Source organism: Luteimonas rhizosphaericola (assembly GCF_029888045.1).
GTDB classification, from domain to species: Bacteria; Pseudomonadota; Gammaproteobacteria; order Xanthomonadales; family Xanthomonadaceae; genus Luteimonas; species Luteimonas rhizosphaericola.
This window is the reverse complement of the sequence record NZ_JARXRN010000016.1, coordinates 415,422-435,923: the sequence shown is the minus strand read 5'-3', so window position 1 is coordinate 435,923 and position 20,502 is coordinate 415,422. Positions and strand designations below refer to the sequence as shown.

Genomic DNA, 20,502 nt, shown 5'->3' with positions numbered 1-20,502 from the left:
GCCGCTCCGCGACTCCATTTCCTTCCGGGCCGTCCACGCGCCCGCCCGCGCGGCATCCGCGCCGACCGACCCTCCCCGACGCGGAGAGGGGGATACCCCGATGGCCACCCGCAGCAAGAGCAGCCAGCGCTGGCTGAAGGAACATTTCTCCGATCCCTACGTGAAGAAGGCGCAGGCCGAAGGGCTGCGCTCGCGCGCGGCCTACAAACTGGAGGAACTCGCCGGCCGCGACCGCCTGCTCAAGCCCGGCATGACCGTCGTCGACCTCGGCGCCGCGCCGGGCGGGTGGTCGCAATGGGTGCGCCAGGAACTCGACCGCCTCGATCCCGCGCGCCCGGGCAGGGTGCTCGCGCTCGACATCCTGGACATGCCGCCGCTGGCCGGGGTCGAGTTCCTTCATGGCGATTTCAGGGAGGATGCGGTCTTATCGAGCCTTGAGACTCTGCTGGCCGGACAGTCCGTGGACCTTGTGTTGTCGGACATGGCCCCCAACAAGAGCGGTGTGGAAGCGGTCGACCAGCCGCGGGCGATGCACCTGTCCGAGCTGGCCATGGAGTTCGCCGACCGCCACCTCAAGCCCGGCGGCACGTTCCTGATCAAGTTGTTCCAGGGAACGGGGTTCGACGGTTTCGTCCGCGACCTGCGCAAGCGCTACGCGAAGGTCGCGATCCGCAAGCCGGCCGCCTCGCGCCGGCGTTCGCCCGAAGTCTATGCGCTGGCGCAGGGCAAGCTGGCGGCGATCAAGTAGCATGCCCCCATTGGAGTCCCGGAAATCCCGATGAACGACCTGGTGAAGAACCTCCTGCTGTGGGCGATGGTCGCCGTGGTGCTGATGCTGGTGTTCAACAGCTTCAGCCCGGGCACCGGCGCGTCCAGCGAAGTGCGCTACTCCCAGTTCATGGAGCAGGTACGCCGCGATCAGATCAGGTCGGTGAAGATCGCCGAGGACGAGAAGACGGTCGAATTCGTCACCAAGGGCGGCGAGACCGGCACGGTGATCGCGCCGCGCCGCGACGAAGGCATGATGAACGACCTGCTCAACCACAAGGTCGAGATCCAGGCCGCGCCGCCGTCGAGCGGGCCGTCGCTGGTGTACATCCTGATCAACCTGCTGCCGGTGGCGCTGATCATCGGCTTCTGGTTCTTCATGATGCGGCAGATGCAGCAGGGCGGCGGCAAGGGCGCGATGTCGTTCGGCAAGTCGCGCGCGAAGCTGCTCAACGAGGACCAGACCAAGGTCACCTTCGCCGACGTCGCCGGCTGCGACGAGGCCAAGGAGGAAGTGTCCGAGCTGGTCGAGTTCCTGCGCGATCCGTCCAAGTTCCAGAAGCTGGGTGGCAAGATCCCGCGCGGCGTGCTGATGGTCGGCCCGCCCGGTACCGGCAAGACCCTGCTGGCCAAGGCCATCGCGGGCGAGGCCAAGGTGCCGTTCTTCTCGATCTCCGGTTCGGACTTCGTCGAGATGTTCGTCGGCGTCGGCGCCAGCCGCGTGCGCGACATGTTCGAGCAGGCCAAGAAGCACGCGCCGTGCATCATCTTCATCGACGAGATCGACGCGGTCGGCCGCCATCGCGGCGCCGGCCTGGGCGGCGGCCACGACGAGCGCGAGCAGACGCTGAACCAGCTGCTGGTCGAGATGGACGGGTTCGAGGGCGGCGAGGGCGTGATCGTGATCGCCGCGACCAACCGCCCCGACGTGCTCGACCCCGCGCTGCTGCGTCCGGGCCGCTTCGACCGTCAGGTGGTGGTCGGCCTGCCGGACGTGAAGGGGCGCGAGCAGATCCTGCGTGTGCACATGCGCAAGGTGCCGCTGGCCGACAACGTCGAGCCGCTGGTGATCGCGCGCGGCACGCCGGGTTTCTCCGGCGCGGACCTGGCGAACCTGGTCAACGAGGCGGCGCTGTTCGCGGCGCGCGAGAACGCGAAGGACGTCCGCATGGACCACTTCGACAAGGCGCGCGACAAGATCCTGATGGGCGCCGAGCGCCGTTCGATGGCGATGAGCGAGGACGAGAAGACGCTTACTGCCTACCACGAGGCGGGCCACGCCATCGTCGGCCGGCTGGTGCCCGAGCACGATCCGGTCTACAAGGTCACGATCATTCCGCGCGGCCGGGCGCTGGGCGTGACCATGTACCTGCCCGAGGGCGACAAGTACAGCTTCAACCGTACGGCGATCCAGTCGCAGCTGTGCTCGCTGTACGGCGGCCGCGTCGCGGAGGAGTTGATCTTCGGCAACGACAAGGTCACCACTGGCGCGTCCAACGACATCGAGCGCGCGACCAAGATGGCGCGCAACATGGTCACCAAGTGGGGCCTGTCGGACGAGATGGGGCCGATCGCCTACAGCGAGGACGAGGACGAGGTGTTCCTCGGCCGCTCGGTCACCCAGCACAAGAGCGTCTCCGACGACACCGCGCGCAAGATCGACGAGGTGGTGCGCGGGATCCTCGACAAGGCCTATGGCCGCACCACCGAGATCCTCACCCAGAACATCGACAAGCTGCACGCGATGGCCAAGCTGCTGCTCGAGTACGAGACCATCGACGTGCCGCAGATCGACGCCATCATGGAAGGGCGCGAGCCGCCGCCGCCGATGGGCTGGATCGAGTCCGGCAAGGGTGGCGGCAAGGGTGGCGATGGCGATTCGCGCCCGCTGCCGCCGATCGGCGGGCCCGCCGAGCAGACTTGACGGCCGTGGTCGGTGTCTGGTGACAGGTGATTCGATGAAGCGGCGCCGGTGTTTCCGGCGCCGTCTTCGTTTCCAGCCGGCGTGTGGCGCCCGCTGAGGCGGCCGGTCGCCGCTTCCCGGTCACACCGCGCCACGCCCGCACCCCCATTGCACGATTTCCCATCGACATGTTCGACACCTCGCCCCAGCTCGACTGCGCCGGCCGCATCCTCCGCCTCGACGTTCCGCGGGTGATGGGCATCGTCAACGTCACGCCCGATTCGTTCTCCGACGGCGGTGCACATTTCGATGCCGACGCGGCGGTGGCGCACGGCCTGCAGCTGGCGGCCGAGGGTGCGGACGTGCTGGATGTCGGCGGTGAATCGACCCGTCCGGGCGCTGAGCCGGTGCCCCTGGAAGAAGAGCTCAGGCGCGTGGTACCGGTCGTGGAGCGGCTGGCGCGCGAGACCGCGCTGCCGGTCAGCATCGACACCTCCCGCCCCGAGGTGATGCGCGCCGCGGTCGAGGCGGGCGCCGGCATGATCAACGACGTCTACGGCCTGCGCCGCGAGGGCGCGCTGGACACCGCCGCCGCGCTCGGCGTGCCGGTGGTGCTGATGCACATGCTCGGCGAGCCGCGCTCGATGCAGGACGCGCCGGAGTACGACGACGTGGTGGGCGAGGTGCACCGGTTCCTTGCCGAACGCATCTTCGCCGCGGAAATGGCCGGCATCGATCGCAAGCGCATCGTGGTCGATCCCGGCTTCGGCTTCGGCAAGACCACCGCGCACAACCTGCAGCTGCTCGCGCGACTCGAGCGCTTCGGGGAGCTGGGCGTGCCGGTGCTGGCCGGGCTGTCGCGCAAGCGCACCATCGGCGAACTGACCGGGCGCGAATCGCCGGTCGAGCGTGTCCACGGGTCGGTGGCCGCGCACCTGATCGCCGCGCAGCGCGGCGCGCGCCTGCTGCGGGTCCACGATGTCGCGGCCGCCGTGGACGCGCTGAAGATCTGGAATGCGGTCGCGGCGGTGCCGGTGCCGCGTCCGGCGTCGGCGCCGGCGATCCGCTGGCCTGACGAGACGTAGACGGCGCCTGGCGTACAAGCGCAGGCGGAACGAGAGCCCGGGAGAACGACGATGGCGACCGGATGGGCCGGCGACGGCGCGGTACAGGACCAGATCGACGCGACCGTGAAGGACGCGATCAAGCGTGCGCGCAGCCAGCTGCCGCAGGGTCCCGGCCTCACGCACTGCGAGGAATGCGGCGCCCCGATCCCCGAGGCGCGGCGCAAGGCGATGCCCGGCGTGCGCCTGTGCATCGCCTGCCAGGAAGCCGAGGAGCGCGAGGAGCAGCCCGGCAGCGGCTACAACCGCCGCGGCAGCAAGGACAGCCAGCTGCGCTGAGTCAGAGGCCCTTGCGCCGGAGCAGATCGAGCTTGGCCTGGTAGCGGGCCTGCATGTCGCCCTTGCTGAGGTCGTGCGCGCGCTGCAGTGCCCGCCCGGCTCCGCGCGCATCGCCCAGGTGCAGCAGGGCGCGCGCCAGACCGGAGTGGAAGCGGTGTTCGGCGTCGTAGAGCGCGATCGCGCGGCGGTACTGTCTCGTGGCGGTGGCGTGGTCGTCCCGGCGCTCGGCGTCCACGGCCTGCATGAAATGGTGGTAGGGGTTGCGCAGGCGCAGGCGTTCGAGCCGGTCCCGGTAGCGTGCCGCGCCGGCCGTATCGCCGCGCGCGGTGTACAGCGAGGCGAGGTTCATCAGCGCGCCGTCGTGCGCCCGGTCCAGCTCGAGTGCATGCGCGAAAGCCTGCTCGGCGGCCTCCGGCTGCGCGGAGCGCACCCGCAGCACGCCGGCGTTGTTCCAGGCGGTGGCGTAGCCGGGATCGGCGGCCAGCGCCGCGTCGATGAAGCGCGCCGCACCCGGCATCGCGCCGCGGCCCAGCAGGTCTGCGGCGCGATTGCTGTAGTACACCGCCATCAGGCGATGGTCGTCGACGCGCTGCGGCGGGTCGAGCGTCATCAGGCTGTCGCTGCCGACATCGACCGTGTACTCGTGCCGGCCGATGCGGATGCCGGCATTGACGTGGTTGCTGAAGTAGAGCGTGTCGCCTTCGGCGAACCACGAGAGCGTCCTGGCGATCTCCTGGCCGTAGGCCTCGACGCCCGCGGCGCGCGCCAGGGCGATCGTGAGCAGGGTGAAGGACAGGCAATTCGCCTCCCGCGTGGCCCAGGTCTCGGCGACCGTGTGGTTGGCATCGTGGCGGTACTGGATGCCGAGCCCGTCGGGTTCGTACATGAAGGCGACCAGGCGTTCGAGTCGCGCCATGCCGCGTGGCGTGCGGTCGACGACCTGCGTCCGCAGCGCCTGCGCCAGCGGCGGCGGCAGCGCGATGACCTGCTCCGGCGTGGGCACCGCCGGCGCGGGGTCAATCCCGGGCGCGGTGGCAGCGACGGGAGCGTTGGGGGCGACGGGGGCGGCGGCCAGTGCGGCCGCGAGCAGCCAGGCGATCATGGCGGCCTCCTCCGGAGCGTGCCAGCCACCGGCAGTGTACGCCGCCGCCGCACGAGCGGATGCTGCGCTGCAGGAACGTGCGGCGACGCCCCGCGCCACGGAGCGGTGTGGGTCCGGCGGGGCTTGGGGTAGCCTTGCATCGACGCTTGCTCGATTCCGTCCGGCCCATGCGAAAACGCGACGATGTCCATCCGGCTCCGGGCGCTCCGTCGCCAGTTCCGTCGGGCATGGACCGGGACGCCGCGGGCGATCCGGGCGGTACGACCGTCCGCCAGCCCGCGTCCGCCGCCGCGGCAGCCGCGACGGCCCGGCCGGTCATCCTGCGCGGCTGGCGCCACACCGACCTGCAGTTCGCAGGCGGCGTGTCGCAGAGCCGGATGCGGACCTTCCGGCCCGGCCATCTGGCGGTCGACTACACCCGCACCATGATGGCGAGCCTGCTGTGGCGCCCGCGCCCGGCGCTGATCGGCATGGTCGGGCTCGGCGGCGGGTCGCAGGCCAAGTTCTGCCATCGCCACCTGCCGCAGACGCGGGTGGAAGTGGCGGAGAACAACCCGCACGTGATCGCGCTGCGGCGCACCTTCCGCGTGCCGCACGACGACGCGCGCCTGCAGGTGCTGCTGGCCGATGGCGCCCAATGGGTGCGGGAGCGCCGTGGGCGATTCGACATCCTGCTGGTGGATGGCTACGACGCGTCGGGTATCCCGGCCGGCCTGTCGAGCCAGCGCTTCTACGACGACTGCCGCGACGCGCTGGCGCCCGGCGGCGTGTTCGCCAGCAACCTGTACGCCACCGACTTCGCCGACCACCTGGCCAAGCTGCGCCGCAGCTTCGGCGCCGGGCGCGTGTGGATGCTGGAGGAGGCGCGCCAGAGCAACCGGGTCGCCTTCGCGTGGCTGGACGACCCGTTTCCGGAGGGGCGGATCGACCTGCCTGCGATCGCGCGCCAGCTCCCGCCGCGGCTCGCGAAGGACCTCGCCGGCGAGTTCGCACGCGTGGCGGAGGCCTGGCGCGCGCGCTGAGGCCGCGGCTTGCCATCGCCTCCGGGCCGGGCCAAAGTGCCGGGCTCATGTCTGAAGGGGGTTGGATGATGCGTCGATCGATGTTGCGGGCTGCGGGCCTGTGGCTGCTGCTCGTGCTCGCGCTGCCGGCAAGCGCTGCCAGCGAGGGCATGACCCTCGAACAGATCGCCCGGACCCGCGCCGTCAGCCAGGCCGCCATCAGCCCGGACGCGCGCCAGCTGGCCTATGTGCTGTCGGTGCCGCGCGAGATCGGCAAGGACGACGATGGCCCGGCGTGGGCGGAACTGCACGTGGCCTCGCGCGAGGGCGCCAGCCGCGGCTTCGTGACCGGCAAGGTCAACGTGGGCGGCGTGGCCTGGTTCCCGGACAGCCGCTCGCTGGCCTACCTGGCCAAGCGCCAGGGCGACGACACGCGCACGCTCTACCGCATCCCGGTCGACGGCGGCGAGTCCGAGGCGATCGCCACGCTCAAGTCCGACATCACCGCCTTCAGCCTCTCGCCCGACGGCCGCCAGGTCGCGCTGCTGGCGACTGCGCCGGACAGCGACGAGGTGAAAGCCCTGAAGAAGCAGGGCTTCAGCCAGAAGGTCTACGAGGAGGACTGGCGCGCCGTCGAGCTGTGGATCGCCGGTATCGGCGCCGACGCTCCGGAGCCGCGCAGGATCGCGCTGGACGGCAGCGTGCAGTCGGTGCTGTGGAGTCCTGCGGGCGATCGCCTGGCGCTGCTGGTCGCGCCGCGCCAGCTCACCGACGACACCCTGGTGTTCACGCGCGTGCGGATCGTCTCTTCCGAGGGGCGCGAGCTCGGCCGGGTCGAAAATCCGGGCAAGGTGGGCGGCCTGTCGTGGAGCCCGGACGGGGCGCACCTGGCCTTCATCTCGGCGCAGGACGAACACGATGCGCAGCAGGGCCGGCTGTTCGTGGTCGACCGCGACGGCGGTGCCTGGCGCGACCTGCTGCCGGACCTGCCCGGTCACGTGGTGGACGTGGAATGGCGCGATCCGGCGACCGTGCAGTTCCTCAGCTGGGAGGGCGTGCAGGCGCGGCTGGGCGAGGTCGGCGTGGACGGCGGTGCGCAGCGCACGCTGCTCGCGCCTGAAGGGCCGGTGTGGAGCGGTTTCGACCGCGCGCCCGGCGGCGACATCGCACTGCTCGGCAGCACCTCCGCGCACCCGACCGAGGTGTTCCTGCTGAGCGGCGAGGGCGCCGCGCCACGGCGGCTGACCGACAGCAATCCCTGGCTCGCGGACGTGGCGCTCGCGCGCCAGGAAACGATCCGCTACGCCGCCCGCGACGGGCTCGAGATCGAGGGCTTGCTGGTGCACCCGCTGCAGCGCCGCGGCAATGCCCGCGTGCCGCTGATCGTCGTGGTCCACGGCGGGCCGGAATCGCACTACACCAACGGCTGGCTGACGGGCTACTCGCAGCCGCTGCACCATGCCGCGGCGCAGGGCTACGCGGTGTTCCTGCCCAACTACCGCAGCAGTACCGGCCGCGGGGTGGAGTTCTCGAAGAAGGGCTTCGGGCGGCCGGGCATGGAGGAGTTCGACGACGTGGTCGACGGCGTCGACCACCTGGTCGACATCGGGCTGGTGGACCGCGACAAGGTGGGCATCACCGGCGGCTCGTACGGCGGCTACGCCAGCGCCTGGGGCGCGACCTACTACAGCGAGCGGTTCGCCGCCTCGGTGATGTTCGTCGGCATCTCCGACCAGGCCAGCCTGGTGACCACCGGCGACATCCCCTGGGAGCAGCACCTGGTGCACATGGGCACCTGGCCCTGGGAAGACCCCGAACTGTTCCGCAAGACCAGCCCGATCACCTACGCGCAGCAGTCGAAGACGCCGACCCTGATCCTGCACGGTGAGGCCGATCCGCGGGTGCCGGTGATGCAGTCCTACATGATGTACCGCTACCTCAAGCTGGCCGGACAGGCGCCGGTGCGGCTGGTGCTGTATCCGGGCGAGGGCCACGGCAACGCGCGCGGGGCCTCGCGCTACGACTACTCGCTGCGGCTGATACAGTGGATGGACCACTACCTCAAGGGCCCGGGCGGCGAGCCGCCGCCCTACGCGCTCGATTACGCGCTGCCGGGAGATGCGGGCAAGTGAGGCGCGTGCGCGCGGCGTCACGGCGACTGGAGCGATGACCAGCGCGAATGCGCCCGCGGCGGCCACGCGCGCGGCATCCGGCGCCGACAAGCGCCGGGTGCTGTTCGCGAGCCTGATCGGCACCACGATCGAATTCTTCGATTTCTACATCTACGCCACCGCGGCGGTGCTGGTGTTTCCGCAGCTGTTCTTCCCGCCCGGCGATCCGGCCACGGCCACGCTGCAGTCGTTCGCGACCTTCGCCCTGGCCTTCATCGCGCGGCCGTTCGGCTCGGCGCTGTTCGGCCATTTCGGCGACCGCGTCGGGCGCAAGGCGACCCTGGTCGCGGCGCTGCTGACGATGGGCGTGTCGACCGTGGTGATCGGCCTGCTGCCCACCTACGCCCAGGCCGGCCTCGCCGCGCCGTTGCTGCTGGCGCTGTGCCGGCTTGGGCAGGGCGTGGGCCTGGGCGGCGAATGGGGCGGGGCGGTGCTGCTGGCGACCGAGAACGCCCCCCCGGACAAGCGCGCCTGGTACGGGATGTTTCCACAGCTGGGCGCGCCGATCGGATTCCTGCTCTCCACCGGCGTGTTCCTCGCCCTGACTCACTGGATGAGCGACGCGGCGTTCCTGGCCTGGGGCTGGCGGATCCCGTTCCTGGCCAGCGCGGTGCTGGTGCTGGTGGGGCTGTGGGTGCGGCTGCGCATCGCGGAGACGCCGGATTTCCAGCGCGCCGTCGACCGCGACGAGCGCGTGCGCCTGCCGATGGCCAGCGTGCTGCGCGAGCATCCCGGCCGGCTGCTGGCGGGCACGCTGTCGCTGGTGGCGACGTTCGTGCTGTTCTACCTGATGACCGTGTTCGCGCTGAGCTGGGGCACCTCGAAGCTGGGCTATTCGCGCGAGCACTTCCTCTGGCTGCAGATGCTGGGCGTGCTGTTCTTCGCGCTGACGATCCCACTGGCGGCGCTGTACGCCGATCGTTTCGGGCGCCGCAACGCGATGCTGGCGGCCACGGTGCTGATCATCGGCTTCGGGTTCGCGTTCGCGCCGCTGCTCGAATCGGGCAGCGACTGGGGCGTGCTGGCGTTCCTCGCCCTGGGCCTGGGCGCGATGGGGCTGACCTACGGGCCCTGCGGCACGATCCTGGCCGAGATGTTCCCGACCGCGGTGCGCTATACCGGCGCGTCGCTGGCCTTCAACCTTGCCGGCATCCTTGGCGCGTCCCCCGCGCCCTACATCGCCACACGGCTCGGAGAGCGCTTCGGCCTGCAGTCGGTGGGCTGGTACCTGGCGGCGATGGGGGCACTGACGCTGCTGGCGCTGCTGACGGTGCGGCGGGACTCGCCGGCCAGGTAGTTGCATCGCGACCGGTGTGCCCGCCGCATGTCGTGGCGCGCCGGGAGACGCGATGCCACACCAGGTACGGGAATGCCACGATCACGACGGCGACGGAGAACGCAGGCGGATACGTAGCCCGGGTAAGCGCAGCGCACCCGGGGCCACCGCGATCCGCCCCTGGGCCCGCAACGCCGCGGAGACGCGCGCGCGAGCCGGGAATTTCGTCTGCGCGGAAGTCGCGCGCCCCGGATGCGCTGCGCTTATCCGGGCTACGCAGCGAGCGCCGGGGGAGGATATGGACGCGTAGCCCGGTAAGCGCAGCGCACCCGCGGAACCGTGATCGACCGCCAGGCGCGCACCGACCCGATGCCGCGCTCCCACGCCCGACCCACTAGACTGGGCGACATCCGACGAACATCTCCGGAGCGCGACGGGCATGAAGGGCTGGGCATTGCTGGGCATCGCGGCGGCGGTCCTGATCGGCGCGCTGCTGCCGCTGCAGGCGCTGGTGAACGCACGCCTGGGCGCGCTGACGCAGGGCGCGCTGTATGCGTCGTTCGTGTCGTTCCTGGTCGGCACCTGCCTGCTGGGGCTGGTGCTGCTGGGCACGCGTACGCCGTTCCTTCCCGCCGTGTCGGTGGCGGCGCTGCCGGCGTGGATCTGGGTCGGCGGCGCGATCGGCGCGGTGTTCGTGTTCGCGGCCACCTTCCTGGTGCCCACGCTCGGCGCGGGCGCGATGATCTGCCTGGTGGTCCTCGGCCAGGTGGTGTCCTCGCTGGTGCTCGACCACTTCGGCGTGCTTGGCGCCGCGCGTCCGGCCGACCTGGTACGCGTGTCGGGCGCGCTGCTGGTGATCATCGGCGCGGCGCTGGTGGTGCGCCCCTGGCAGTCGGGCTGACGGCCCACGTGATCGCGCTGCCGCCCGCACAGCTGCAGGCGCTCGAGGCGGCCTATGCCATGCCGCCGCGCGCGTACCACTGCTTCGACCACGTGCGCGAGGTGCTCCGGCACTCCAACGCCGTGGCCGCGGGGCCTGGCTGGGTGCAGCCCGACGAGGTTCGGCTGGCGGTGCTGTACCACGACGCCATCTACGACGCCGGGCGTCGCGACAACGAGGCACGCTCGGCGGCATTCGCCCTGGCCGAAATCGCGCGCTGGCTGCCGGACGCGCCGCTCGACCGCGCGCGCGTGGCCGAGCTCATCGAGCTCACCGCGCGCCACGGCCAATTGTCCGCGCACGAGTTCGGCAAGACCGCGGTCGCGATCGACACCTGCCACTTCCTCGACTGCGACATGGCGATCCTCGGCGCCGCGCCGGAGGCGTTCGATGCCTACGATCGCGCCATCGCCGCGGAATATCGCGGACACGTGCCGGACTGGCTGTTCCGGATCAACCGCCGCCGTTTCCTCAAGGCCCTTCTCGCCAGGCCGCGGATCTATCTCAGCGATTTCTTCCATGCGCGTCTCGACGCGCAGGCGCGCGCCAACCTGCGTCGCGTGGTCACCGGCAAGCGCTGAGGGCGCGCCGCGTGGGCGGGCGCATGCGCCCGTTCGCATGAGGGCCCCGGCGCTCCATCGCGCGCCGCGCGCCGGCATCTCGTGCCCATCGGAACCGAGCAGGCGGAGGGGGCGCAGCAGGCGATCGCGCGGCGGATCGGGCTATGATCGCCGCGATGGCGAAACTCCTTCTCAACCTGCGCCACGTGCCCGACGATGAGGCCGACGACGTCCGCGCCTTCCTCGACGCGGCGCGGATCGAGCATTACGAGACCCGGCCGGGGCCGTTCGGCATTTCCGCCGGCGGCATCTGGGTGCGCAACGACGCCGACGTGCCCGAAGCCAAGCGCCGCATGGCCGAGTACCAGCGCCAGCGCGCCGAACGCGTGCGGGCCGAGCATGCGCAGGCCGTGCGCGACGGCACCGCCGAGACCTTCTCCGACATCGCGCGCGCGAATCCGCTGCGGGTGGCGCTGATCGTGGTCGCGATCGCGCTGCTGCTCGGGCTGATGGCGCTGCCCGCCATCCTGATCGGGCGCTGATCGAATGGGGTCCGCCGCGCAGGGGCACCTCGTCCGCGGCATCGGACGGGGCAGCATGGTCGCGCTGTTCATCAACTCGGTGATCGGCGCCGGCATCTTCGGACTGCCCTCGCGCGTGCACGAACTGCTCGGCCCGTATGCACTGCTGGCCTACGTCGCGTGCGCGCTGCTGGTGCTGCTGGTGGTGCTGTGCTTCGCCGAAGTGGGCAGCCGCTTCGAGGACACCGGCGGGCCCTACCTGTACGCACGCACCGCGTTCGGGCCGCTGGTCGGCTTCCAGGTGGGCTGGCTGGTGTGGCTGACGCGCGTGACCGCGTTCGCGGCGCTGTGCAACCTGCTGATCGACTACCTGGCGCATGCCTGGCCGGCGGTGGCGTCGCTGCCCGGGCGCGTGGCGGTGGCCACGCTCGCGACCCTGGTGATCGCGGCGATCAACATCCGCGGCGTGCGCACCGCGGCGATCGTCGCCAACGTGTTCACGGTGGGCAAGCTGGTGCCGCTGCTGCTGTTCGTCGCGGTCGGCCTGTTCTTCCTGGCGCCCGCGAACTTCGTGCCGGCGTCCGCGCCGCCCGCGGGCGAGTATCCGGCCGCGATTCTGCTGCTGGTGTTCGCCTTCACCGGGTTCGAGACCGCCACCGTGCCCGCGGGCGAAGTGCGCGAACCGCGGCGTACGCTGCCGTTCGCGATCCTGGCCTCGATGGCGGTGATCGTGCCGCTGTACCTGCTGATCCAGGTGGTCTCGATCGGGACCCTGCCGGAACTGGCCGACTCCAGCACGCCGCTGGCCGATGCCGCCGGTCGCTTCGCCGGCAGCGCCGGCGCCGCGGTGATCGTGTTCGGCGCGGTGGTGTCGATCTCGGGCACGCTCAACGGCCTGGTGCTGGCCGCGCCGCGCCTGCTGTACGCGATGGCCGAACACGGCCAGCTGCCGGCCGCGCTGGCGCGCACGCACGCCCGCTACCGCACGCCGCACTGGGCGATCGCGCTCACCGCGACGTGCATGCTGGCATTGACCCTGTCGGGCTCGTTCCTGACCGCGGTGGCGCTGAGCACGATCACGCGCCTGCTGGCCTACGCCGCCACCTGCCTCGCGCTGCCGGTGCTGCGGCGGCGCGAAGGCGCAGGCATGGCGCCGGCCGCGTTCCGGGTACCGGCCGGCGGCTGGGTCGCCGGCGCGGCGATGGTGGTGATCGCCTGGCTGGTGGCGCATGCGGCGCTGTCGGAACTGCGCAACGTCGCGATCGCGATGGCGGTCGGCGTTGCGCTGATGGCGCTGGCGGCGGCGATGCGGGGGCGGGCTCCGCCCGGCGCATGACTTCCGGCAGGCCGCGGCGCATGGCGGCGCGGGGTAAGGTCGTGGGTCCTGCGCCGGGCCGCCTGCGTGCGCCGCGCGCCATCTCCCTTTCCTGCACGGGGCACCCGATGTCCAGATTCTGGTTCGCGCTCGCGTTTTTCGTCTGCCTTGCGGCCCTCTGGCCGTCCGACGCGCGGGCCCAGCGCACGCTGGCGTTCGATGCGCACCAGGTGCCCGAAGGCGGCGCGATCGCGATCGCGGTGGCCGAAGGCCTGCCCGCGGGCGGCAGCTTCGATGCCATCGATGCGCGCACCGGTGGCGCGCTGCGGCGGGCCGCGGAGGCCGACGGCTTCCGCGGCAAGGCCGACAGCCGCCTCGACCTGCGCGGCTTCGGCGGCTACGAGCGGTTGCTGGTGCTCGGCACCGGGGCAGCCGGGCCGCAGTCGCCGCGGCAGCTGGAAGACATCGGCGGCCGCGTGGCGCAGGCGTTCGGCAAGCACCGCACGCCGCGTGTCGACCTGGTATGGGACGGCGACGAGGCCGGCGCCGCGTCGCATCTCGCGTTCGGCGCGGCGATCGGCCAGTACCGCTTCGACAAGTACCGGTCGAAGCCGGATGAGGACGCGCCGGCCGACGCCGCCCCGGGGACGCTGGCGATCCGCACCCGCGAAGGCGCCGCGGCCGGTTCGGCGTATCGCGCGCAGTGGCAGCCGGTGGCCGAGGCGGTCGCCTTCGCCCGCGACCTGTCGACCGAACCGGGCAATGCGCTGTGGCCCGAGGAGTTCGTCGAGCGGGTGCGCACCGCCGCGCGCGGACTGCCGCTCACGCTCGAGGTGCTCGACGTGACGGCCATGCGCAGGCTCGACATGGGCGGGATCCTGGCCGTCGGCCAGGGCAGCGTGCGGCCGCCGCGGCTGCTGCTGGTGCGCTACGCCGGCGGCGCCGCCGGCGAGGCGCCGCTGGCGTTCGTCGGCAAGGGCATCACCTTCGACAGCGGCGGCATCTCGATCAAGCCCAACACCAACATGTGGCAGATGAAGGGCGACATGACCGGCGCGGCGACGGTGGTCTCGACGGTGCTGGCGCTGGCCGGCCGCCAGGCGCCGGTGAACGCGGTGGCGGTGGCGGCGCTGGCCGAGAACATGCCCTCGGGCAGCGCGTCGCGACCCGGCGACGTGGTGCGCACCGCGTCCGGGAAGACCTTCGAGATCATGAGCACCGACGCCGAGGGCCGCATGGTGCTGACCGACGCGCTGTGGTACGTGCAGCGGCAGGACCGGCCGAAGCTGGTGGTCGACGTGGCCACGCTCACCGGCGCGGTGGTCACCGCGCTGGGCGGCGACTACGCCGGCCTGTTCTCGCGCGACGATGCGCTGGCCGCGCAGCTGCTGGCGGCGGGCGAGGCCAGCGGCGAAGCGCTCTGGCGCCTGCCGCTGCGCGACGAGTACGGCAAGCGCCTGGAGTCGCCGATCGCCGACCTGCGCAACGGCGGCGGCTCGCCCGGCGCGGGGATCGGCGCCTACTTCATCGGCGAATGGGTCGATCGCGCGCTGCCCTGGGCGCACCTGGACATCGCCGGCGCGGACTGGAACGACAGCGCCGATCCCACCGTGCCCGAGGGCGCGTCGGCCTTCGGCGTGCGCCTGCTCGACCGCTTCGTGCGCGACCACCACGAGTAGGGTCGCGCCCGGCCCCTACAATGGCGCCATGATCCGCAACATCGCCGCCTACCGCTTCGTCGAGGTCGCCGACCCGCCGGCCCTGGCCGCCGACCTGCGCGCCTGGGCCGAAGCCGGCGCGCTGCGCGGGACCGTGCTGGTGGCCCCGGAAGGGGTGAACCTGTTCCTGGCCGGCGCCGACACGGCGGTCGGGGCCTTCCTGCAGCGCCTGCGCGCGGATCCGCGCTTCGCCGCGATCGAGGTCAAGGACAGCTGGAGCGATGCGGTCCCGTTCGCGCGGCTGAAGGTGAAGCTCAAGCGCGAGATCATCAGTTTCCGCCGCGACGAGGCCTCGCCGCTGCGCGCCGGTCGCGCGCCCGCGGTCGCGCCCCAGGTGCTGGCGCGCTGGCTGCGCCAGGGCCACGACGACGACGGCCGGCGGCTGGTGCTGCTCGACACCCGCAACCGCGAGGAGACCGCGTATGGTCGCTTCGCCGGCGCGCTCACGCTGCCGATCGACAACTTCACCGACCTGCCCGCCGCGCTCGAACCGCACCGCGCCGCGCTCGCCGGCGCCACCGTGGTCAGCTACTGCACCGGCGGCATCCGCTGCGAGAAGGCCGCGCCGTGGATGCGCGCCAGCGGCCTCGACCACGTGCTGCAGCTCGACGGCGGGATCCTCGGCTATTTCGAGGCCGTGGGCGGCGAGGGCTTCGAGGGCGGCTGCTTCGTGTTCGACGACCGGGTCGCGCTCGATGCCTGCCTGCGCCCGCTGGCCGGCGGCGCGGATCCCGTGACCGTGCCCGCGACCGCAGGAGTGCAGGCCGCATGAGCTGGCTGGGGCTGGTACTGCTGGTGCTCGGCGCGTACCTGGCCTACAAGCTGGTCGGGGCGTTGCTGAAGATCGTGTTCTTCGTGCTGGCGCTGGTGGGGGCGTACTGGTTCCTGGCCCCGCACATGGGCTGGCCGACCGTATCGGAACTTGTCTACGTGCTGGGCCCGGACTTCGGCGGTCGCCGCATCGAGGAGGTACTGCAGCCGTCGTCGGTGGCCGGCGAGGTGGCGGGTCGCGTCGCCGACCAGGTGGTGGACGGGGTGATCGAGCGGGTGGTCGCGCCCGAGCCGTCGCCTGAGGTGGCGCCGCTGCCGGAGCCGGAGGCCGCGCCTGGATCCGGCCCCGGGCCGCTGGAAGAACCGCTGCCGTCCGCTCCCGAGACGGATCCGCAGCCGATCCGGTAGCGCGCGATACCGCCCGCGGGCGGTGCGATCCACCCGGCGCGCCTGCGCTCGCACACCGTGCTCCGGTCCGGTGGGCCGCGCGCGCTGGCGCCGGCGATGCGACGTGGTCCTGCGTCACCTCGCCGAAGCGTTCAGGCGCCCGGCGGCAGGAAGGGACTCGCCGCGATCGCGTCCGCGAACGCGGCGCTGCGCAGTACCTCGGCGGTGTGCGCATCGGCCGGAAAGAACGATTCGATCGCCAGTTCCGACAGGGTCACCGCCACCGGCGTCCCGAACACGGTGGTGGTGCTGAGGAAGGCGAGTTCGCCCAGCGCGGAGTGGATGCGCATCGGCACCACGACGGCGTTCGCGTCCGGCGTCTCGTCGTGGTCGGGGGCAGGGTAGGCCGACAGCTCGGCCTCCAGCGCCACCAGCACCGGGTCCCCGGTCGCCGCCACCTGCTGGCGCAGGCGGTGCAGCAGGTGGGCGCGCCACTGGCCAAGGTTGACGATCCGCGGCGCGACCCCCCCCGGGTGCAGGCTCAGCCGCAGCACGTTGACGGGCGGTTCGAGCAGGTGCGGCGCGACGCCGGCCAGCAGCGGCGCCAGCGCACGGTTGGCTGCCTGCAGCCGCCAGTGACGGTCGACGGCCAGCGCCGGGTACGGCTCGTGGGCGCGCAACACCAGTTCGATCGCCTCCCGCGCCTGGTCGAGCGCGGGATCGTCGATGCGCCGCTCGCTGTAGACCGGCGCATAGCCCGCGGCCACGAACAGCGCGTTGCGTTCGCGCAGCGGCACCTCGAGCCGGTCCGACAGCCGCAGCAGCATCGCCCGGCTGGGCAGCGAGCGTCCGGTTTCGACGAAGCTCAGGTGGCGGGTGGACATGTCGGCCAGGCCGGCGAGGTCGAGCTGGGACAGGTGCCGGCGCTGGCGCCACGTGCGCAGCTGGGCACCGACGTCGGGAAGCGCGTGGGTGTGCGGTTGCATGGGCGACACCATAGCCGCCCGCGCGCCGCACGGCGCTTACCTGGCAGGTAATCGCGGTCGCGACCCGCGCCGCGCAGCCTGTCCGCAACCCGTCCAGACCGAGGAGATCGCCATGCGCCTGCGCCAGATGACCGCCCACCCCCGTTTCCTGCCCCGCGTGCTGCTGCTCGACGCGGTCGCCTCCGGCGCCACGGCGGCGCTGCTGGTCGCCGCGGCCGACGTGCTCGCCCCCGTGCTGGCCCTGCCCGCTGGCCTGCTGCGCGGTGCCGGCGTCGCGCTGCTGCCGTTCGTGGCGCTGGTCTACGGCCTCTCGCGGCGCGAGGCGCCGCCGCGTCGCTGGGTCGCGGCGGTGGTCGCGGTCAACCTGGCGTGGGTCGTGGCCAGCGCGTGGGTGGCCTTCGGCGGCGCCTGGCGGCCGAGTGCGGTCGGTGTCGCCTTCGTGCTGGCGCAGGCGCTGGCGGTGCTGGCCTTCGCCGAACTGGGCTGGTTCGGGCTGCGTGCGCGTCGCGTCGCGTCGGCCGGGCTTGCGTGAGGACGGCGGCTGCCGCAGTCGTGCATCTGCCCGTCCGAGCCGGCTCGCGCCCGTCGTCCGCCTTGCGGCGGGACCGTCTGGCGCCTATTCGCCGAACTCGCGCGAGGGCAGGGCGATGCGCCGGTCCGGACGCCCGACCAGGTCGAGGAAGTTGTTGAACACCGCGTCGGCGCCGGCCTGCATCGCCGCGATGTGCTCGCGGGTATGGGCGCGGATCGCGGCCTCGTCGTGCAGGCCCTCGCGGCGCTCCAGCTCGGCGCGGTAGCCCGGCGTGGCGAGCCAGCGTTCGATCAGCGGCTCGTCCATCTCCAGATGGAACTGGAAGCCGTAGGCCTTCTCGCCCCAGCGGAAGGCCTGCTGTTCGCAGGTGTCGCTGCGCGCCAGGTGCGTGGCGGTGCGCGGGATCTCGAAGTGGTGGCCGTGCCACTGGAACACCGGCGCCTCCTCCCCCAGCGGTGCGAGCACCGGATCGGCCCGGCCGGCGTCCGTGGCGCGCAGCCGGTACCAGCCGATCTCGGGCACGTGGTGGCGTTTCACCGGCGCGCCCAGCGCGTGCGCCAGCAACTGCGCGCCCAGGCAGATGCCGAGCACCGGCTTGCCCTGTCCGAGCATGCGTTCGATCGCGGCCAGCTCGGTGCGCAGGTGCGGGCGCGTGGCCTGGTCCTGCACGTTCATCGGGCCGCCGAGCACGACCAGCCCCTGGTAGCGGTCGACGCTGGGCTGCGCATCGGGATCGCGCTCGAAATTGACGAAGCGGATGCGGTGGCCGCGGCGGCGGATCAGCGGGTCGAGGGTGCCGAGCGGTTCGGCCGCCACGTGCTGGAAGACGAGGATGCGGGGCATGGCGCGATTCTAGGAAGCGATCGCGCGCAGCGGAACCACGCGGTTGCGGCTGTGACGAACGCGGACCGGATCGGGGTCCGGAACGCATCAGGGTGGGCGTCGATCTTCAGGCAGGACGCGATCGCCTGGCCGGGCGCGAAGCATCGCACCGGCTCCGGGTCGGCGACTGGGTGCCGCTTCCCAAGGGACTTTTGAGCGTTCCTGCCGCCGCGTGCTGGGCAGTGCGCCCGTCACGGGTGGAAGGTGCCCAACGGCGACGGCGGCGCAGCCGCGGGCTCACGCGTCCAACGGCCCGTGCGCTGCACCAGGCCGCAAGGGCGTCCTCGCGCTAGCGCGGCGGCCGCTTCCCGCCCGGGCGCGGCCGCGGCTTGCCCGCGCCGGGGCGGGTGCCCGGACGTGGGGCCCGTCCGCGCGGCGGACGCGTGTCGCCGGCCTCGGCGCGCCGCATCTTCAGCTGCTGCCCCGACACCCACACCTTCTTCAGGTGTTCGAGCACCTCGCGCGGCATGCCTTCGGGCAGGTCGACCAGGCTGTGGTCGTCGCGGATGTCGATCCGGCCGATGAAGCGGCTCTCCAGGTCGGCCTCGTTGGCGATCGCGCCGACGATGTTGCCCGGCTGCACGCCGTGGGCGTGGCCCACCTCGATGCGGAAGGTCTCCATCGCGAACTCGCCCGCGACCGCAGCGCCCGCCGGCGCGCTGCGCGCGCGCGGCGCGGAATGGTCCGCGGGTGGCGGCGCCTCGTCGAACAGGGCTTCGCCCGCGGTGGCCGGGCGCTCGCGGCGCGCCGGCCGCTGGACCGGTGCGGACGCCGGCCCCAACGCCGACGCCGGCGCAGGTGCGTACGCAGGCTGGGATGGCGCGTCGCGCTCGCGGCGCTCCATCCGCTCGCGCGGACCGCGGCCCTCGTCGCGATCCTTGCGCGTGCGTTCGGCCGCGGCGGCCAGCAGCAGCGGCGCATCGCCCTGCACGACCCTCGCCAGCGCGGCGGCGATCTCGGCCGCCGGCACGTCGTGCTCGCGCTCGTAGCGCTCCACCAGGTCGCGGAACAGGGCCAGGTCGGGGCTGTCGAGCGCGCCGGTGATGCGCTCCATGAATTTCGACACCCGGCGCTCGTTCACCGTCTCCACGCTCGGCAGCTGCATGGGCTCGATCTTCTGCCGCGTCGCGCGCTCGATCGCGCCGAGCATCCCGCGCTCGCGCGGCGCGGCGAACAGGATCGCCTCGCCGCTGCGGCCCGCGCGCCCGGTGCGGCCGATGCGGTGCACGTAGCTTTCGGTGTCGTAGGGAATGTCGTAGTTCAGTACGTGGCTGATGCGGTCCACGTCCAGCCCGCGCGCGGCGACGTCGGTCGCCACCAGGATGTCGATGCGGCCGTCCTTGAGCGCCTGGATGGTCTTCTCGCGCTGCTTCTGGTCGAGGTCGCCGTTGATCGCGGCCGCGGCGAATCCGCGCGCCGCCAGCTTCTCGGCCAGCTCCGCGGTGCCCAGCTTGGTGCGCGCGAACACGATCATCGCGTCGAACGGCTCGGCCTCCAGGATTCGGGTGAGCGCGTCGAGCTTGTTGGTGCCGCTCACCATCCACACCCGCTGGCGGATGTTGGCCGCGGTGGTGGTCTGCGACTTGATCGCGATTTCCACCGGATCCTTGAGGTAGGTCTGCGCGATGCGCTTGATCTGCGCCGGCATGGTGGCCGAGAACAGCGCCACCTGGCGGCTGGCGGGGGTCTTCTTCAGCACCGCCTCGACGTCGTCGATGAAGCCCATGCGCAGCATCTCGTCGGCCTCGTCGAGCACCAGGGTGCGCAGTTCAGACAGATCGAGCGTGCCGCGGTCGAGATGGTCGATCACGCGCCCGGGGGTACCGACCACCACGTGCACGCCGCGCTTGAGCGCGGCCAGCTGCGGCCCGTAGCCCTGGCCGCCGTAGACCGGCAGCACGTGGAAGCCGGGCAGGTGGGTGGCGTACTTCTGGAACGCCTCGGCGACCTGGATCGCGAGTTCGCGCGTGGGCGCCAGCACCAGCACCTGCGGCTTGCGCGCGGCCGCATCGAGCCGCGCCAGCGCCGGCAGGGCGAAGGCGGCGGTCTTGCCGGTCCCGGTCTGGGCCTGGCCGAGCACGTCGCGGCCCTGCATCAGCGGCGGGATCGTCGCGGCCTGGATCGGCGAGGGCGATTCATAGCCGACGTCGACCAGGGCCCGCAGCAGCGGCTCGGACAGGCCGAAATCGGCGAACGGGGTGGGCATGGCATCGGCGCTCATGGCGGGTCCGGGCGGCGCCGGTCTCGGAAAAAAGGGGGGACACAG

19 protein-coding genes are annotated in these 20,502 nt (G+C 72.2%); 15 read left to right on the top strand and 4 right to left on the bottom strand.

From position 1 onward, the window contains the following. Window positions 1–100: 100 nt before the first annotated feature. The 4 genes from rlmE to QFW80_RS03240 all read left to right on the top strand — a co-directional run bounded on the left by rlmE (window position 101) and on the right by QFW80_RS03240 (window position 4,074). Window positions 101–748 (top strand): 23S rRNA (uridine(2552)-2'-O)-methyltransferase RlmE, encoded by a 648-nt coding sequence (rlmE, locus tag QFW80_RS03255; RefSeq protein ID WP_280599942.1) that lies wholly within the window; start codon window positions 101–103, stop codon window positions 746–748. Window positions 749–778: 30 nt separating this feature from the next. Beyond that, window positions 779–2,692 carry an ATP-dependent zinc metalloprotease FtsH gene (ftsH, locus tag QFW80_RS03250; protein WP_280599721.1) on the top strand — a complete coding sequence of 638 codons (1,914 nt, stop codon included), beginning with the start codon at window positions 779–781 and terminating at the stop codon, window positions 2,690–2,692. A gap of 167 nt (window positions 2,693–2,859) precedes the next feature. Further along, window positions 2,860–3,756, top strand: coding sequence for a dihydropteroate synthase (folP, locus tag QFW80_RS03245; protein WP_280599719.1), 897 nt, complete (start codon window positions 2,860–2,862; stop codon window positions 3,754–3,756). A 51-nt stretch (window positions 3,757–3,807) separates the two neighbouring features. After that, window positions 3,808–4,074, top strand: coding sequence for a DksA/TraR family C4-type zinc finger protein (locus tag QFW80_RS03240; protein ID WP_280599718.1), 267 nt, complete (start codon window positions 3,808–3,810; stop codon window positions 4,072–4,074). 1 nt (window position 4,075) lies between these two features. On the opposite strand, the gene QFW80_RS03235 is transcribed toward QFW80_RS03240, so the two are convergent. After that, window positions 4,076–5,176 carry a transglutaminase gene (locus QFW80_RS03235; protein ID WP_280599717.1) on the bottom strand — a complete coding sequence of 367 codons (1,101 nt, stop codon included), beginning with the start codon at window positions 5,174–5,176 and terminating at the stop codon, window positions 4,076–4,078. Between the two features lie 227 nt (window positions 5,177–5,403). Between QFW80_RS03235 and QFW80_RS03230 the strand changes: the two genes are divergently transcribed. The 10 genes from QFW80_RS03230 to QFW80_RS03185 all read left to right on the top strand — a co-directional run bounded on the left by QFW80_RS03230 (window position 5,404) and on the right by QFW80_RS03185 (window position 15,857). After that, complete coding sequence (locus QFW80_RS03230; RefSeq protein ID WP_280599716.1) at window positions 5,404–6,198, top strand: fused MFS/spermidine synthase; 795 nt, start codon at window positions 5,404–5,406, stop codon at window positions 6,196–6,198. Window positions 6,199–6,278: 80 nt separating this feature from the next. Next, complete coding sequence (locus QFW80_RS03225; RefSeq protein ID WP_280599714.1) at window positions 6,279–8,309, top strand: S9 family peptidase; 2,031 nt, start codon at window positions 6,279–6,281, stop codon at window positions 8,307–8,309. A gap of 34 nt (window positions 8,310–8,343) precedes the next feature. Then, complete coding sequence (locus QFW80_RS03220) at window positions 8,344–9,645, top strand: MFS transporter (protein WP_280599712.1); 1,302 nt, start codon at window positions 8,344–8,346, stop codon at window positions 9,643–9,645. A gap of 418 nt (window positions 9,646–10,063) precedes the next feature. Beyond that, window positions 10,064–10,525 (top strand): DMT family transporter, encoded by a 462-nt coding sequence (locus QFW80_RS03215; protein WP_280599711.1) that lies wholly within the window; start codon window positions 10,064–10,066, stop codon window positions 10,523–10,525. Beyond that, window positions 10,522–11,145 carry an HD domain-containing protein gene (locus tag QFW80_RS03210; RefSeq protein WP_280599940.1) on the top strand — a complete coding sequence of 208 codons (624 nt, stop codon included), beginning with the start codon at window positions 10,522–10,524 and terminating at the stop codon, window positions 11,143–11,145. Before QFW80_RS03215 ends, QFW80_RS03210 begins: the two co-directional genes overlap by 4 nt. Before the next feature lie 155 nt (window positions 11,146–11,300). Continuing rightward, a complete protein-coding gene (locus QFW80_RS03205) occupies window positions 11,301–11,666 on the top strand; it encodes a DUF6164 family protein (RefSeq protein WP_280599709.1) in 366 nt (121 codons plus the stop codon). A 55-nt stretch (window positions 11,667–11,721) separates the two neighbouring features. Then, complete coding sequence (locus QFW80_RS03200; RefSeq protein WP_280599707.1) at window positions 11,722–12,981, top strand: APC family permease; 1,260 nt, start codon at window positions 11,722–11,724, stop codon at window positions 12,979–12,981. Between the two features lie 107 nt (window positions 12,982–13,088). Beyond that, window positions 13,089–14,639, top strand: a complete 1,551-nt coding sequence (locus tag QFW80_RS03195) for a leucyl aminopeptidase (RefSeq protein WP_280599705.1) — start codon at window positions 13,089–13,091, stop codon at window positions 14,637–14,639. A 28-nt stretch (window positions 14,640–14,667) separates the two neighbouring features. After that, window positions 14,668–15,450, top strand: a complete 783-nt coding sequence (locus QFW80_RS03190; protein ID WP_280599703.1) for a sulfurtransferase — start codon at window positions 14,668–14,670, stop codon at window positions 15,448–15,450. Then, window positions 15,447–15,857: a hypothetical protein gene (locus QFW80_RS03185; RefSeq protein WP_280599701.1), complete on the top strand. Its 411-nt coding sequence runs from the start codon at window positions 15,447–15,449 to the stop codon at window positions 15,855–15,857. The genes QFW80_RS03190 and QFW80_RS03185 overlap by 4 nt, the downstream gene beginning before the upstream one ends. 131 nt (window positions 15,858–15,988) lie before the next feature. Here the strand turns inward: QFW80_RS03185 and QFW80_RS03180 are convergent, their stop codons facing one another. Continuing rightward, complete coding sequence (locus QFW80_RS03180; RefSeq protein ID WP_280599699.1) at window positions 15,989–16,822, bottom strand: helix-turn-helix domain-containing protein; 834 nt, start codon at window positions 16,820–16,822, stop codon at window positions 15,989–15,991. Window positions 16,823–16,934: 112 nt separating this feature from the next. On the opposite strand from QFW80_RS03180, the gene QFW80_RS03175 reads away from it, so the two are divergent. Further along, window positions 16,935–17,354 (top strand): hypothetical protein, encoded by a 420-nt coding sequence (locus QFW80_RS03175; protein WP_280599698.1) that lies wholly within the window; start codon window positions 16,935–16,937, stop codon window positions 17,352–17,354. Between the two features lie 84 nt (window positions 17,355–17,438). Here the strand turns inward: QFW80_RS03175 and QFW80_RS03170 are convergent, their stop codons facing one another. Together QFW80_RS03170 and QFW80_RS03165 are read right to left on the bottom strand one after the other, a co-directional pair. Then, window positions 17,439–18,197, bottom strand: a complete 759-nt coding sequence (locus QFW80_RS03170) for a glutamine amidotransferase-related protein (protein WP_280599697.1) — start codon at window positions 18,195–18,197, stop codon at window positions 17,439–17,441. Window positions 18,198–18,525: 328 nt separating this feature from the next. After that, the gene (locus QFW80_RS03165; protein ID WP_280599696.1) at window positions 18,526–20,457 is read right to left on the bottom strand and encodes a DEAD/DEAH box helicase; all 1,932 of its coding nucleotides are present in this window, start codon (window positions 20,455–20,457) and stop codon (window positions 18,526–18,528) included. Between the last annotated feature and the right edge of the window lie 45 nt (window positions 20,458–20,502).

What these genes read in the sequence shown, in the direction of transcription:
- rlmE (WP_280599942.1), top strand. Translation starts at nt 101, where the DNA reads ATGGCCACCCGCAGCAAGAGCAGCCAGCGCTGGCTGAAGGAACATTTC.
- ftsH (WP_280599721.1), top strand. Translation starts at nt 779, where the DNA reads ATGAACGACCTGGTGAAGAACCTCCTGCTGTGGGCGATGGTCGCCGTG.
- folP (WP_280599719.1), top strand. Translation starts at nt 2,860, where the DNA reads ATGTTCGACACCTCGCCCCAGCTCGACTGCGCCGGCCGCATCCTCCGC.
- QFW80_RS03240 (WP_280599718.1), top strand. Translation starts at nt 3,808, where the DNA reads ATGGCGACCGGATGGGCCGGCGACGGCGCGGTACAGGACCAGATCGAC.
- QFW80_RS03235 (WP_280599717.1), bottom strand. Translation starts at nt 5,176, where the DNA reads ATGATCGCCTGGCTGCTCGCGGCCGCACTGGCCGCCGCCCCCGTCGCC.
- QFW80_RS03230 (WP_280599716.1), top strand. Translation starts at nt 5,404, where the DNA reads ATGGACCGGGACGCCGCGGGCGATCCGGGCGGTACGACCGTCCGCCAG.
- QFW80_RS03225 (WP_280599714.1), top strand. Translation starts at nt 6,279, where the DNA reads ATGTTGCGGGCTGCGGGCCTGTGGCTGCTGCTCGTGCTCGCGCTGCCG.
- QFW80_RS03220 (WP_280599712.1), top strand. Translation starts at nt 8,344, where the DNA reads ATGACCAGCGCGAATGCGCCCGCGGCGGCCACGCGCGCGGCATCCGGC.
- QFW80_RS03215 (WP_280599711.1), top strand. Translation starts at nt 10,064, where the DNA reads ATGAAGGGCTGGGCATTGCTGGGCATCGCGGCGGCGGTCCTGATCGGC.
- QFW80_RS03205 (WP_280599709.1), top strand. Translation starts at nt 11,301, where the DNA reads ATGGCGAAACTCCTTCTCAACCTGCGCCACGTGCCCGACGATGAGGCC.
- QFW80_RS03200 (WP_280599707.1), top strand. Translation starts at nt 11,722, where the DNA reads ATGGTCGCGCTGTTCATCAACTCGGTGATCGGCGCCGGCATCTTCGGA.
- QFW80_RS03195 (WP_280599705.1), top strand. Translation starts at nt 13,089, where the DNA reads ATGTCCAGATTCTGGTTCGCGCTCGCGTTTTTCGTCTGCCTTGCGGCC.
- QFW80_RS03190 (WP_280599703.1), top strand. Translation starts at nt 14,668, where the DNA reads ATGATCCGCAACATCGCCGCCTACCGCTTCGTCGAGGTCGCCGACCCG.
- QFW80_RS03185 (WP_280599701.1), top strand. Translation starts at nt 15,447, where the DNA reads ATGAGCTGGCTGGGGCTGGTACTGCTGGTGCTCGGCGCGTACCTGGCC.
- QFW80_RS03180 (WP_280599699.1), bottom strand. Translation starts at nt 16,822, where the DNA reads ATGCAACCGCACACCCACGCGCTTCCCGACGTCGGTGCCCAGCTGCGC.
- QFW80_RS03175 (WP_280599698.1), top strand. Translation starts at nt 16,935, where the DNA reads ATGCGCCTGCGCCAGATGACCGCCCACCCCCGTTTCCTGCCCCGCGTG.
- QFW80_RS03170 (WP_280599697.1), bottom strand. Translation starts at nt 18,197, where the DNA reads ATGCCCCGCATCCTCGTCTTCCAGCACGTGGCGGCCGAACCGCTCGGC.
- QFW80_RS03165 (WP_280599696.1), bottom strand. Translation starts at nt 20,457, where the DNA reads ATGAGCGCCGATGCCATGCCCACCCCGTTCGCCGATTTCGGCCTGTCC.